At 68.0% G+C, this 13,943-nt stretch carries 10 protein-coding genes and 2 rRNA genes; all 12 read right to left on the reverse strand.

Features of this window, described 5'->3' with window-relative positions; translation table 11 throughout:
* Positions 1 to 3 precede the first annotated feature (3 nt).
* On the reverse strand, positions 4 to 630 hold the full coding sequence (locus ACNJ7K_RS12120; protein WP_088899581.1) for an NUDIX domain-containing protein: 627 nt from the start codon (positions 628 to 630) through the stop codon (positions 4 to 6).
* Between the two features lie 5 nt (positions 631 to 635).
* Positions 636 to 2,390, reverse strand: a complete 1,755-nt coding sequence (gene pyrG, locus ACNJ7K_RS12125) for a CTP synthase (RefSeq protein ID WP_159418139.1) — start codon at positions 2,388 to 2,390, stop codon at positions 636 to 638.
* Positions 2,391 to 2,549: 159 nt separating this feature from the next.
* On the reverse strand, positions 2,550 to 3,500 hold the full coding sequence (locus ACNJ7K_RS12130; protein WP_159418138.1) for a copper transporter: 951 nt from the start codon (positions 3,498 to 3,500) through the stop codon (positions 2,550 to 2,552).
* Positions 3,497 to 4,681 carry a putative cytokinetic ring protein SteA gene (steA, locus tag ACNJ7K_RS12135; RefSeq protein WP_060653002.1) on the reverse strand — a complete coding sequence of 395 codons (1,185 nt, stop codon included), beginning with the start codon at positions 4,679 to 4,681 and terminating at the stop codon, positions 3,497 to 3,499. The genes ACNJ7K_RS12130 and steA overlap by 4 nt, the downstream gene beginning before the upstream one ends.
* Before the next feature lie 85 nt (positions 4,682 to 4,766).
* The gene (gene recN, locus ACNJ7K_RS12140) at positions 4,767 to 6,536 is read right to left on the reverse strand and encodes a DNA repair protein RecN (protein ID WP_230791736.1); all 1,770 of its coding nucleotides are present in this window, start codon (positions 6,534 to 6,536) and stop codon (positions 4,767 to 4,769) included.
* A gap of 1 nt (position 6,537) precedes the next feature.
* On the reverse strand, positions 6,538 to 7,482 hold the full coding sequence (locus ACNJ7K_RS12145; protein ID WP_120282988.1) for an NAD kinase: 945 nt from the start codon (positions 7,480 to 7,482) through the stop codon (positions 6,538 to 6,540).
* A complete protein-coding gene (locus tag ACNJ7K_RS12150; RefSeq protein ID WP_230791735.1) occupies positions 7,479 to 8,303 on the reverse strand; it encodes a TlyA family RNA methyltransferase in 825 nt (274 codons plus the stop codon). The genes ACNJ7K_RS12145 and ACNJ7K_RS12150 overlap by 4 nt, the downstream gene beginning before the upstream one ends.
* 1 nt (position 8,304) lies before the next feature.
* Entirely contained in the window at positions 8,305 to 8,535 is a 231-nt protein-coding gene (locus tag ACNJ7K_RS12155; protein ID WP_120282992.1) for a hypothetical protein, read from the reverse strand.
* Between the two features lie 52 nt (positions 8,536 to 8,587).
* Positions 8,588 to 9,619: an HAD-IIA family hydrolase gene (locus ACNJ7K_RS12160; protein WP_230791734.1), complete on the reverse strand. Its 1,032-nt coding sequence runs from the start codon at positions 9,617 to 9,619 to the stop codon at positions 8,588 to 8,590.
* Positions 9,616 to 10,971 (reverse strand): hypothetical protein, encoded by a 1,356-nt coding sequence (locus ACNJ7K_RS12165; protein ID WP_372473927.1) that lies wholly within the window; start codon positions 10,969 to 10,971, stop codon positions 9,616 to 9,618. The genes ACNJ7K_RS12160 and ACNJ7K_RS12165 overlap by 4 nt, the downstream gene beginning before the upstream one ends.
* Before the next feature lie 65 nt (positions 10,972 to 11,036).
* Positions 11,037 to 11,153, reverse strand: a 5S ribosomal RNA gene (gene rrf, locus ACNJ7K_RS12170).
* Between the two features lie 110 nt (positions 11,154 to 11,263).
* Positions 11,264 to 13,943: ribosomal RNA gene (locus ACNJ7K_RS12175) — 23S ribosomal RNA — on the reverse strand; the annotation flags it as partial.

The raw sequence follows: 13,943 nt of genomic DNA on the forward strand, positions 1-13,943 counted from the left end.
TGCTCACCCCTCCGCGCGCGTGCGGGCGAAGGTGGTGGGCCGGTCCGGCCACGGCGCGTCCGGTGCGCGGGTCGCGGTGCCCGTCGCGCGGGCGGTCGCGAACGCGAGGAGACCGGACACCGCGGTGGCGTTGACGATCTCCCCGCGCAGCACCATCGCCACGGCCTCGTCGACCGGGACGCGGCGGACCTCGAGATCGGCCTCCTCGTGCTCGGGTTCGGGCCGGTCGACCTCGCTCAGGCCGCGGGCGGCGAAGACGCGCACCGCTTCGTCGGTGAATCCGGGTGAGAGCGCGATGTCGACGAGGAGTTCCCAGTCGGCGGCGGCCAGCCCGGTCTCCTCGGCGAGTTCGCGGCGGGCGGTGTCGAGGGGATCCTCCCCGGGGGCGTCGAGCAGGCCGGCGGGCAGTTCCCACAGTCGCCGGCCGAGCGGGTGCCGGTACTGGTGCACGAGCACCACCCGGTCCTGCTCGTCGACGGCCACCACCGCGACCGCGCCGTGGTGTTCGACCACTTCGCGTTCGGCGGTGTGCCCGTCGGGCATCGCCACGTCGTCGACGCGCAGCGACACGATGGCGCCCGTGTAGATCCGCCGGCTGTCCAGGGTGCGGAAGTCGTGTCGCTGCGCCATGTCGACTACTCGGCGTCGCCGGCGGTGGACGTCGACGCGGTCGAACCGACCGATTCCTCGGAGGTGCTGTCCTCGCCGTGGATGTCGACCGGGAGTCGCTCGGCCGCCTTGTACTGCAGTGCAGCGGCGACGAGTCCGGAGAACAGCGGGTGCGGGCGGGTGGGCCGGCTCTTGAGTTCCGGGTGCGCCTGGGTGGCGACGAAGAACGGATGCTGCTCGGCCGGGTACTCGACGAACTCGACGAGTCGCCCGTCCGGGGAGGTTCCGGAGAACACCAGACCGGACTTGGCGATCTTGTCGCGGTAGGCGTTGTTGACCTCGTAGCGGTGCCGGTGCCGTTCGGAGACCTGCTCGCTGCCGTAGGCCCTGGCCACGACCGAGCCCTTCTTCAGCGCGGCCGGGTAGGCGCCGAGACGCATGGTGCCGCCGAGATCGGCCTCACCGGCGACCGCCTGTTCCTGGTCCGCCATCGTGGAGATCACCGGGGCGGTGGTGTCGGGATCGAACTCGGTGGACGAGGCGTCCTCGATGCCGACCGACCGGGCGGCCTCGATGACGACGCACTGCAGGCCCAGGCACAGGCCGAGCAGCGGGATCCGGCGGGTGCGGGCGAAACGGATGGCGCCGAGCTTGCCCTCGATGCCGCGGATGCCGAAGCCGCCGGGGATCAGGACGGCGTCGACGTCACCGAGGTGCTTCTCGGCACCGGCCTCGGTCTCGCACTCGTCGGAGGCGACCCAGCGGATCTTGACCTTCGCGTGGTGTGCGAAACCGCCGGCGCGCAGCGCCTCGGTGACCGACAGGTAGGCATCGGGCAGGTCGATGTACTTGCCGACGAGCGCGACCTCGACGGTCTCGCGGGGGTTGTGGACCCGCTCGAGCAGGTTGCCCCACACCGTCCAGTCGACGTCCCGGAAGGGCAGGCCGAGCTGGCGCACGACGTAGGCGTCGAGTCCCTCGCTGTGCAGCACCTTCGGGATGTCGTAGATGCTCGGCGCGTCGGGGCAGGAGATGCAGCCGGCGACGTCGACGTCGCACATCAGCGAGATCTTCGCCTTGAGCGAGGCCGGCACGTCGCGGTCGCAGCGCAGCACGAGCGCGTCGGGCTGGATACCGATGTTGCGCAGTGCGGCCACCGAGTGCTGGGTGGGCTTGGTCTTCAGCTCACCGGACGGCCCGAGATAGGGCACGAGCGAGACGTGCAGGAAGAAGCAGTTGTCGCGGCCGACCTCGTGGCGGACCTGGCGGGCGGCCTCGAGGAAGGGCTGCGACTCGATGTCGCCGACGGTGCCACCGATCTCGGTGATCACCACGTCCGGGGTCTGGCCCTCGGCGTCGGGTGCGGCCATCGCGAGGATGCGGCGCTTGATCTCGTCGGTGATGTGCGGGATGACCTGCACGGTGTCGCCGAGATATTCGCCGCGACGTTCCTTGGCGATGACCGTGGAGTACACCTGGCCGGTGGTGACGTTCGCGTCGGCGGACAGGTCGCGGTCGAGGAAGCGCTCGTAGTGGCCCACGTCGAGGTCGGTCTCGGCGCCGTCCTCGGTGACGAAGACCTCACCGTGCTGGAACGGATTCATCGTGCCGGGGTCGACATTGAGGTACGGGTCGAGCTTCTGCATCGTCACGCGCATGCCGCGTGCGGTGAGCAGAGTGCCCAGGCTCGACGCTGTGAGCCCCTTGCCGAGAGAGGACGCGACGCCCCCGCTGACGAAGATGTGCTTGGTAGGGGTACGCGAGTGGCGTGACTGTGGCAAAGAAGCTCCCGTGACGTCAGGTGCAGGACTTTTGGACTGATGCGATACAGCTGGGGCCTGCCGACCCACGGAACTTCACGGTAACACCTCCGTGGGCGGGCGCGTACCCGACTCGCGATTGCGGACCCCCGGTGCAATCGACGTCACAGGCGGCGACGCTCAGCGGGCCGGGGAGCCGACGGTGACGGCGGTGGCGCTCGGCCCCGTCCCGTACCGTCCGGTGCCCCCGTCGTACTGCTCGCGCAGCGCCAGAACCGTCGTCAGGCGCCCCGATTCGCGGTCGAGGTTGTCGACCGTGGACAGGCCCGCGGCGAGTGCGGCGTCGGCCCGTACGACGGCGATCGGTCCGTTGCCCTCCGCCGCCCCCGTGCGGCCGGCGAGCACCGCGCCGGCGCCGCGGCCGTCGACGACCCCGGCGAAGCGCGCGACGAGCGACCCGCGGTTGCCGGCGCGTTCGGCGTTTCCGCTGTGGTCGCCGGTGACGACGAGGGCGCTCTGGGCCGGTTCGACCTGACCGTCCTCGTAGGTGATGAAACCACCGCTGCGCAGCGTGGTCAGAGCGAGGGCGCGTTCCTCGGGGGTGCTGCGCGGCTGTCCGGTTCCCGGATCGACGAGCAGCACCGCGCCGAGCAGATCCCCGGCGAGGCTGCCCGGGTCGACGGCGCCGGTCTGCAGTTCCACCCCGGCGGGCACGACGTTGGTGACGGTCGTGCGGAGCTGGTCGGTGCCGGAGGCGTCGACGAACGACTCGGTCAGCGCGATCCGCGCGGTGACCCGGCCGCCGGCGTCACCGACGGACCGGACGACGGCGTCGACGTCCTCGGGGGCGGCGTCCGGGGTGGTCACGAGAAGGACGGTGCGGTCGAGCAGTTCGTCGCGCACGATCCGCGGGCCGATGGTCGAGTCGAACCCGTCGGCGGCGAGCAGTTGGGCCTCGAGCCGGCTGCCGTGGTCCTCGGCCTCCTGGATCTCGCGGCGCAGCTCGGCCTTGTCGTCGCGCAGGCCGGAGACGACACTGTCGGCCAGCAACCCGGAGCCGAGCACGATCCCGACCGCCAGACCGAGGAACACCGCCACCAGGGAGACGACGTGATGGCGCATCGAGATCACGCGCGCAGACCCCGAATCCACTCGACGGCGGAGTCCCACCACTGACGGGCGAGTTCGACGACGTCGCCACCGAGATTGGACACGGCGAGCGCGGCAATCACGGCGATGAGGGCCGCGAAGACGAGCAGGGCGATCACGCCGCCCGAGACGCGACTGCGGTAGAGGGTGGCCACGGCCTTCGCGTCGACGAGTTTCGGTCCGACCTTCAGACGGGTCATCACCGCCGACGGATTGGTGTCGCGGCGACCGTGGTCGAAGAACTCGTCGAGCGAGACGGTGCTGCCGACGGTCACCACCAGCGCCGCGCCGTGATGCTCGACGAGCAGCAGCGCCAGGTCGGTGGGGGTGCCGACGGCGGGGAAGGTCATCGCGCCGATGCCGAGATCCTGGATCCGCTCGAGACCCGGGGCGTGGCCGTCCGGGTCCGCGGGCAGCACCACTTCGGCGCCGGACTTGAGGGTCGAGGTGCCGATCTCGTCGGGGTCGCCGACGATCAGGTCGGGGCGATAGCCCGCCTTGGAGAGGGCGTCCGCGCCGGGGCCGACACCCACCAGGATCGGCGAGTATTCCTTGATGAACGGCTTGAGATCCTTGAGGTCCTGCACGTGCCCGGGGCCGTCGGAGACGACGACGACGTGCCGGTCGCGCAGGTCCAGATCGATGTCGGGGATGCCGACGCCGTCGATGAGCAACGGGCTCTCCGAGCGGATGAACTCGATGGTGTTGCCCGAGAACGCTTCGAGGTGGTCGACGAGCCCGGTCCGCGCCTCGATCATGCGGTCGGAGATCTCGATGTCGGTCTGCTCGTCCCCCTCGATGAGCAGCTTCTCCCCCGCGTACACGCCGCCCTCGTGCACCCGGACCTTCGCGCCGTCCTTGATCTTCTTGAAGACCTCGGTGCCGACGTTGTCGACGAGCACGATGTCGTGCGCGACGATCACCTCGGGACCGAGATTCGGGTACCGGCCCGAGATGGACGGGGACGCGTTGATCACCGCGGTGACGCCCGCTTCGACGAGCGCGTCGGCGGTGACGCGGTCGAGGTCGATGGCGTCGAGGACGACCACGTCGCCGGGACCGATCCGGCGCAGCAGTTTCGCGGTGTTCCTGTCGACCCGGGCAATGCCACTCACTCCGGGCAACGTTTCGTTGTTACGGGACAGCAGCGCCGGCATCTTCATGCAAGAGATGATGCGCCGGTATACGAGTGAGGTTGTGGAGGCGCGCCGGTAGTCGTGTGAACATCGCTCCGGCGCGCCGGGCACGTCAGCCGGTGCGCTCGGCGTGGGCGACGGCCAGCAGTTCCTCGGCGTGCGCACGCCCGGTCTCGGTGTCGTCGAGACCGGCGAGCATGCGGGCCAGTTCGGTGACCCTCTCCTCCTCGCTGAGGGTGCGCACCCCGCTGCTGATCACCCCGGCGCGGTCGTCGACCTTGTCGACGACGAGATGGGTGTCGGCGAACGCCGCGACCTGCGGCAGGTGCGTGACCACGATGACCTGGTGGGTGCGCGACAGGCGCGCGAGTCGCCGGCCGATCTCGACGGCGGCGCGGCCGCCGACCCCGGCGTCGACCTCGTCGAAGACCATCGTCGCGCCGCGCTCGGAACCGGCGAGCACCACTTCGAGGGCGAGCATGACGCGGGAGAGCTCACCGCCGGACGCGCTGCGGGCGAGCGGGCGGGCCGGGGCGTCGCTGTGCGGGGCGAGCCGGAACTCCACCTCGTCGATCCCGGATTCGCCGGCGTGCAGGAGCCGGTCGCCGACCTGCAGTGGCGCGGTGTCGCTCGCGGTCGCCGCGCGGTCGGCGATGTGCACGTCGAGCACGGCGCGCCCCATCGCGAGGCCGGACAGTTCCTTGCTCACGGCCTTCGCGAGTTTGCCGGCGACCTTGTGCCGCGCCGTCGACAGGGCGGTGGCGGCCTCCGCGGTCGCGGCGGCCTCCGCGTCGACCTCGGCGGCGAGCTTGTCGATCGCCTCCGCGGAGACGTCCAGTCCGGACAGGCGTTCGCGGGCCTCGCGCGCCCACTCGAGGACGCCGTCGATGTCGGCGGCGTACTTGCGGGTGAGGTTCTTCAGTTCCGCCTGCCGGTTGAGCAGCGTCTCGAGCGCGCTCGGGTCGGACGGCAGGTCGGACAGATAACCGGAGATGTCGCCGGTGACGTCGGTGACCACCGCGATCGCCTCGCCGAGGCGGGGGCCGAGCTCGCGCAGGGCGGGATCGTCGCAGCCCTCGAGGCGGGCGCGGGCCTCGCCGAGCAGGTCGAGTGCCGCCGAGTACGCGTCGGCGTCGCCGCTGTCGTCGCCGGCGAGGGCGTTGTGCGCGACGGTGGCCGCCTCGCGCAGCGAGTCGAGGTCGGACAGGCGTCGCACCTCGTCGACGATGCGGGTGTCCTCCCCCGGTTCGGGTGCGACGCGGTCGATCTCGTCGAGTCCGAAGTGCAGGCGGTCGGCCTCCTGCGCGAGCTCACGCGACCGTTCGGTGCGTTCCTGCAGCTCGGCGCGGGCCTCGAGCCAGCGGCGCCGCCGGGTGCGGTAGCGGTCGAGCAGACCGGCGACGGTCTTGCCGCCGAACCGGTCGAGTGCGGCGCGCTGCTCGTCGGGACGCAGCAGCCGCAGCTGGTCGTTCTGGCCGTGCACGGTCAGCAGCGGCCCGGTGAACTCGGACAGCACCCCCACCGGCACGCTGCGTCCGCCGAGGTGGGCGCGGGAGCGGCCGTCGCTGCCGACGGTGCGCACGGCGATGATGCTGCCGTCCTCGTCGCGCTGGGCACCGGTGGACTCGAGCAGTTCGGCGATCTGCTGTTCGATGTGGCTGGGCGCCGGTTCGATCTCGAAGCGGCCTTCGACCACGGCGCGGTTGGCGCCGACCCGCACCCGGGAGGGGTCGGCGCGCACCCCGGAGAGCAGGTGCAGGCTCGTGACGACCATCGTCTTGCCGGCACCGGTCTCGCCGGTGAGCACCGTCAGTCCCCCGTGGAAGCGCGCGTACGCCTCGGAGATCACACCCAGGTTGTCGATCCGGATCTCTGCGAGCATCTCAGAGTTTCCTTCCCCGCCAGCCCTTCACCGGAAGTTCGAACTTGCGCACCATCCGATCCGCGAACGGCGCCGAATCCAGCCGCACCCACCGGACCGGATCGCATCCTCGCACCACCTCGAGCCGGGCCCCGGCCGGGACGTCGATGACGCGGCGACCGTCGCAGAAGACCACCCCGTCGTGGCCACCCGCAAGGGTCTCGACGGCGATGATCGACTCGGGGCTGGTCACCAGCGGGCGCGCGAACAGAGCGTGTGCATTGCTCGGGATCACCAGCAGCGCTTCGAGTTCGGGCCACACGATCGGTCCGCCGGCCGAGAAGGCGTAGGCCGTCGATCCCGTCGGGGTTGCGACGAGAACTCCGTCGCAGCCGAACGACGAGACGGGACGGCCGTCGACCTCGAGCACCACCTCGAGGACCCCGAGCCGCGACTTGTTCTCGAGACTCGCCTCGTTGAGCGCCCACCCGCGGTCGAGGACCTCGTCGTCCATGCGCACCGTCACGTCGAGGGTCATGCGCTGTTCGACGCGGTACTCGCGGCGCACCACCTGCATGAGCGCTTCCTCGAGGTGTTCGGCCTCGGACTCGGCGAGGAAACCGATGCGGCCGAGGTTGATACCGAGGACGGGCACCGCCGAGTACTGCGCGAGTTCGGCCGCCCGCAGGAAACTGCCGTCGCCGCCGAGGACGATCACCATCTCGCATCCGGCGGCCGCCTCCGGCCCCGGTTCGACGACGCTGATGAAACTGCCCGGCAGGGCGAGGACGCCGAGTCCGTTGCTCACCGACTCGTCGTCGAGGGTGCGCAGACCGATGCCGGCCTCACCGAGGATCTTCGCGACCCGCAGCGCGGTGCCGGCGATCTCGTCGCGCCCCGAATGGGAGACCAGCAGGATCTCCCGGCCCGATCGCACCGCGTCGGCCGCGGCGGTCTCTTCGCTCACTGTGGTCCTTCCTGAACCGCACGCTCGATCAGTTCGATCACCGCCGGGTCGAGTTCCTCCGGTCCCGGCTCTCCGGCCCGCAGCCACAGGAAGTACTCGACGTTCCCGGACGGCCCGGGCAACGGGCTCGCCACCGCTCCGAGGGTGCGCAGCCCCTGCCGCTGCGCTTCGCGCGCGACGTCGAGCACCGCCTCGGTGCGCAGCGCCGGGTCGCGTACCACGCCGCCGCTGCCGACCCGGTCCTTGCCCACCTCGAACTGCGGTTTGACCATCGGCAGCAGGTCGCCGCCCTGGGCGACGCAGGCCACGAACGCCGGCAACACCAACTTCAGCGAGATGAACGACAGATCCGCGACCACCAGGTCGACGCGCCCGCCGATCGTCTCCGCGTCGATGCTACGCACATTTGTTCGATCGATCACATGGACACGCTCGTCGGACTGCAGACGCCAGACCAGCTGGCCGTAGCCGACGTCCACCGCGACGACCTCCGCGGCACCCTCGTGCAGCAGCACATCGGTGAAACCGCCGGTCGACGCGCCGGCGTCGAGGCAGCGACGCCCCGACACCTGCAGCCCCTGCGGCGTGAACGCCTCGAGGGCGCCGAGGAGTTTGTGGGCGCCGCGGGACGCCCAGGAGACCTCGTCGCTCACCTCGGTGACGATCAACGGCGTGTTCGGTTCGACGGCGGTCGCCGGCTTGGAGGCCACGGTGCCGGCGATCAGCACCCGACCTGCAGCGATCAGTTCGCTGGCGTGCTCGCGTGAGCGCGCCAGACCACGCCGTACCAGTTCCGCGTCGACGCGTGCCCGGCGTGCCACGTCAGATCTTGTCCACGGTCGACAAGGCCTGCACGAGGACCTCGTGGGCTCGTTCGAGCAGGTCTGCCTGCTCGAGCAGCACGGACTGATCGGTGCTTGCGGCACCGGGGACGGATGCGCCCTCGCGGACACGCGCCAGCAACGCGTCGACCTCCTCGCGGACGTGTGCGGGATCGACGGTGGGGCGTGCGCCGGGAAGGTGTTCGCCCGGACGTGGAATCGGCGTGCTCATCGCCGTCCACGCTAGTCGATGGATGTGACCGGGCCACACCCTCCGGTGCGGATCAGACCGTCGCCGCCCACGCGTCCACGACGGACCGCGCACTCTCGTCCACCGGACGGACCTGCCCGAATCCGGGGTTGGCCCAGGCGATGTCGAGCAGACCCCGCAACGCCTCCATCGGATCGGCCGCCGACTGCGCGGCGGCGAGGTGAAGATCACCTCCGTCGACCGTGACCTCCCACGAGTCGTGCGGGGCGACGCGAAGCCGGTCGGCCGGCTCATCGAGGCTCGCGAGCGAGGCCGCGACGTAGGTCGGGCGCTGCTCGGCCGGAGCCCGCAGCAGATCGTCGACGGTGCTGACCCCGGTCAGCACGAGCAGGGAATCCGCACCGACGGCGTTGGCGCCTTCGATGTCGGTGTCCAACCGGTCACCGATGACGAGAGGACGACGGGCACCGCCGCGACGGATCGCGTCCTCGAGCAGCGGAGCTGCGGGTTTGCCCGCCACGATCGGGGTCGCGCCGGTGGCGTTGCGCACCGCCGCGACCATCGACCCGTTGCCGAGGACGAGTCCGCGCTCGGTCGGCAGGGTCGAGTCGACGTTGGTGGCCACCCACAGGGCGCCTGCGCGGACGGCGAGCGTCGCCTCCGCCAGGATCGCCCAGCCGGTGTCCGGGGAATGCCCCTGCACCACCGCCACCGGATGCGCGTCCGCGGACCGAACCGGGGTGAGGCCGACACCGGCCACCTCCTCGGCCAGGGCCTCGGTGCCGACGACGAGCACCGGCGCACCGGCCGGGAACCGCTCGGCGAGCAGGCGCGCAGCGGACTGCGAGCTCGTCACCACCGACGAGTCGTCGGCCGGGAAGCCGAGTTCGCGCAGGTGCAGCGCGACTTCCGAGGGCCGGCGACTCGCGTTGTTCGTGACGTACAGAACGGTGTCGTCACCGGTGGCCAGCGCTTCGCGAGCACCCGGGACGGGTTCGGCGCCCCGGTAGACCGTGCCGTCGAGGTCGAGCAGCAGGACGTCGTAGATCCGACGCAGGCTGTCGCCGGAAGCCGTACTGCCGGAGAGGTCGGTGCCGTCGGTCACGGCGCCTCTCCGGTGAGCTCCTCCACCCGCTCCTCGGCATCGGTGACGCCTTCGATGTCGGCGCCTGCGGAATGCAGGAACCACTGCAGGCCTTCTTCGGTCCGCCCGGCGGCGACGAGAGCGTCGGCGTAGGCGTAGAAGAGACGGGCGGCCGGTGTACCGGTCCGCTCCGGATCGAGATCGGGCGTCTGCAGGGTGACGACGGCCTGGTCGTACTGACCGAGATCCATGCGGGCACCGGCGAGGACGATCCGCAGCTCTGTTGCTTCGTCGCCGGTCAGCTTGCGAGCTTCCTCGCTCCGACCCAGTTCGAGCGCTTTCTCGGGGCGACCGAGACCGCGTTCGCAGTCGGCCATGACGGCGAGCAGTCCGGTACCACCGGACATGCGACGTGCTGCGCGGAGTTCGGACAGCGCCTCCGCCCATTCACCGGCGTGGTAGGCAGTGATGCCGGCGGCCTCGCGGACGACCGCGATGCGGCCGGCGCGCTGGCGTGCGGCGCGAGCATGGGTGAGCGCGGCACGGGGATCGTCGTCGAGCAGGCGACCGGCCATCACCAGGTGTCGGGCGACGGAGTTCGCGTTCGACTTGTCCAGGCTCAGCAGATCACGGCGGATCGTCGGGTCGAGCTCGGACGCCTCGACGTCCTCAGGGATGTCCGGCTCGTCCGGACGTGCGTCGCGACGCTGCGGCGCGATGCCTTCGCGCCCGCGGCCCGGACCGAATCCACCTTCACCGCCACGACGACGGGGTGCTCCCTCGCCACGACGGTCGCCGGTCTGGGGGCCACGGCGGTCGCCGGAATAGCCTCGCCGGTCGCCACCCCGCTGGTCACTGCCTCCGCGCTGGTCGCCACCACGACGATCGTCGCGGTTACCGTAGGTGCGCTCACCGCGGGGACGGTCCGAACCCTGACGGGGGCGGTCACCGTACTGCCGACCACGGTCGTCGCCGCGGCTGGAACGATCATCGCTGTGGCGGGGCCGATCATCGCTGCGACCGGAGCGAGCGTCGTCGCGGCCGCGATCCCGGCGGTCTCCGCCCTGGAAGGAACGGCGGTCGTCGCCACGCTGGGAACGCTGGTCGTCACTTCGTTGGGGTCGCCGGTCGTCGCCACGCGGGGGGCGTCGATCGTCACCGCGCTGCGGACGGTCGTCGCGTCCGGACGAACGTCCGGCGGATCCGTAGCCACTCTGCCGGCGGTCGTCGCCGCGTCCACGCTCGTCGCGGTCGCGGGGTGCGCGCTCGCCGCGGCTGTCGTCGGCGCGTTCCTCGCGCTCGTTCTTGCGGCCCGACCACGGAGTGGATCCTCCACTCCTGAAGGACCGACGTTCACCGTTGCCGTCGGACACAGAAAAATCCTCTCATGAAAACACGAAAGGGGACCCAAACGAGTGGGTCCCCTTTCGGAACGGGTGTTCGGCGGTGTCCTACTCTCCCACACCCTGTCGAGTGCAGTACCATCGGCGCAGACAGGCTTAGCTTCCGGGTTCGGAATGGGACCGGGCGTTTCCCTGTCGCTATGGCCGCCGTAACTCTATGAAACAATATTCCACGCATCGGATTCGGTTCTCCCGCAGGGGGATTTCCGGTATCTGATGTGTGTGTTGTTTCAGATACCGCACAGTGGACGCGTAACATCTTCGTGGTAAGTCCTCGGCCTATTAGTACCGGTCACCTCCACCCATTGCTGGGCTTCCAGTTCCGGCCTATCAACCCGGTGGTCTGCCGGGGGCCTTACCCCCTCGAGGGGGTGAGAAACCTCATCTTGGAACAGGCTTCCCGCTTAGATGCTTTCAGCGGTTATCCCTTCCGAACGTAGCCAACCAGCCATGCCCCTGGCGGGACAACTGGCACACCAGAGGTTCGTCCGTCCCGGTCCTCTCGTACTAGGGACAGCCTTCCTCAAGTTTCTAACGCGCGCGGCGGATAGAGACCGAACTGTCTCACGACGTTCTAAACCCAGCTCGCGTGCCGCTTTAATGGGCGAACAGCCCAACCCTTGGGACCTACTCCAGCCCCAGGATGCGACGAGCCGACATCGAGGTGCCAAACCATCCCGTCGATATGGACTCTTGGGGAAGATCAGCCTGTTATCCCCGGGGTACCTTTTATCCGTTGAGCGACACCGCTTCCACATGCCGGTGCCGGATCACTAGTCCCGACTTTCGTCCCTGCTCGACCTGTCAGTCTCACAGTCAAGCTCCCTTGTGCACTTGCACTCGACACCTGATTGCCAACCAGGCTGAGGGAACCTTTGGGCGCCTCCGTTACATTTTGGGAGGCAACCGCCCCAGTTAAACTACCCACCAGGCACTGTCCCTGAACCAGATCATGGTCCGAGGTTAGAGGTCCAATACGATCAGAGTGGTATTTCAACAACGACTCCACCCATACTGGCGTATGAGCTTCACAGTCTCCCACCTATCCTACACAAACCGAACCGAACACCAATACCAAGCTATAGTGAAGGTCCCGGGGTCTTTTCGTCCTGCCGCGCGTAACGAGCATCTTTACTCGTAATGCAATTTCGCCGAGTCTGTGGTCGAGACAGCAGAGAAGTCGTTACGCCATTCGTGCAGGTCGGAACTTACCCGACAAGGAATTTCGCTACCTTAGGATGGTTATAGTTACCACCGCCGTTTACTGGGGCTTAAATTCTCAGCTTCGCCACCGAAATGGCTAACCGGTCCTCTTAACCTTCCAGCACCGGGCAGGCGTCAGTCCGTATACATCGTCTTACGACTTCGCACGGACCTGTGTTTTTAGTAAACAGTCGCTTCTCTCTGGTCTCTGCGACCACCCCCAGCTCGGACCGCTAGGATCGTCACCGGGCGTGGTCCCCCTTCTCCCGAAGTTACGGGGGCATTTTGCCGAGTTCCTTAACCACAGTTCTCTCGATCGCCTCGGTATTCTCTACCTGACCACCTGTGTCGGTTTGGGGTACGGGCCGTGTACCAACTCACTAGAGGCTTTTCTCGGCAGCATAGGATCACTGAATTCCCCTCAACGGGTACGCATCACCTCTCAGGCTGTATGTGACACGGATTTGCCTATGTCACGCCCTACCGGCTTACACCAGGTATTCCATCACCTGGCCCAGCTACCTTCCTGCGTCACCCCATCGCTTGACTACTACAATCAGGGTCCCGTGCAGCCAGTTCGTCGACTCCCGAAGGAGACGACCAACCTTTTGGACGGTTAGCACAACTGATTCGCCATTGGGCGCGGATACACGGGTACGGGAATATCAACCCGTTGTCCATCGACTACGCCTGTCGGCCTCGCCTTAGGTCCCGACTCACCCTGGGCGGATTAACCTGGCCCAGGAACCCTTGGTCATCCGGCGGACGAGTTTCTCACTCGTCTTTCGCTACTCATGCCTGCATTCTCACTCGCGCAGCCTCCACACCTGGATCACTCCGGCGCTTCTACGGCTGCACGACGCTCCCCTACCCACCCACACACCTGGCTGAATCTCCGTGGAGACCCAGCGGGTTCATGTGAGTGCCGCGGCTTCGGCGGTGTACTTGAGCCCCGCTACATTGTCGGCGCAGAACCACTTGACCAGTGAGCTATTACGCACTCTTTCAAGGGTGGCTGCTTCTAAGCCAACCTCCTGGTTGTCTCAGCGATCCCACATCCTTTTCCACTTAGTACACGCTTAGGGGCCTTAGCCGGCGATCTGGGCTGTTTCCCTCTCGACTACGAAGCTTATCCCCCGCAGTCTCACTGCCGCGCTCTCACTCACCGGCATTCGGAGTTTGGCTGATTTCGGTAAGCTTGTGGGCCCCCTAGACCATCCAGTAGCTCTACCTCCGGTGAGAAACACGCGACGCTGCACCTAAATGCATTTCGGGGAGAACCAGCTATCACGGAGTTTGATTGGCCTTTCACCCCTACCCACAACTCATCCCCTCAGTTTTCAACCTAAGTGGGTTCGGGCCTCCACGACGTCTTACCATCGCTTCACCCTGGCCATGGGTAGATCACTCCGCTTCGGGTCTAGAACATGCCACTACAGACGCCCTATTCGGACTCGCTTTCGCTACGACTACCCCACACGGGTTAACCTCGCGACATGCCACTAACTCGCAGGCTCATTCTTCAAAAGGCACGCCATCACCCCCAGCAGCAAGCTGCTCGAAGGCTCTGACGGATTGTAAGCGCACGGTTTCAGGTACTATTTCACTCCCCTCCCGGGGTACTTTTCACCTTTCCCTCACGGTACTAGTCCGCTATCGGTCACCAGGGAGTATTCAGGCTTATCGGGTGGTCCCGACAGATTCACACCGGATTTCACGGGCCCGGTGCTACTCGGGTA

It is taken from the genome of Rhodococcus shunpengi, assembly GCF_048381395.1.
In the GTDB taxonomy this organism is placed as follows: domain Bacteria; phylum Actinomycetota; class Actinomycetes; order Mycobacteriales; family Mycobacteriaceae; genus Rhodococcus.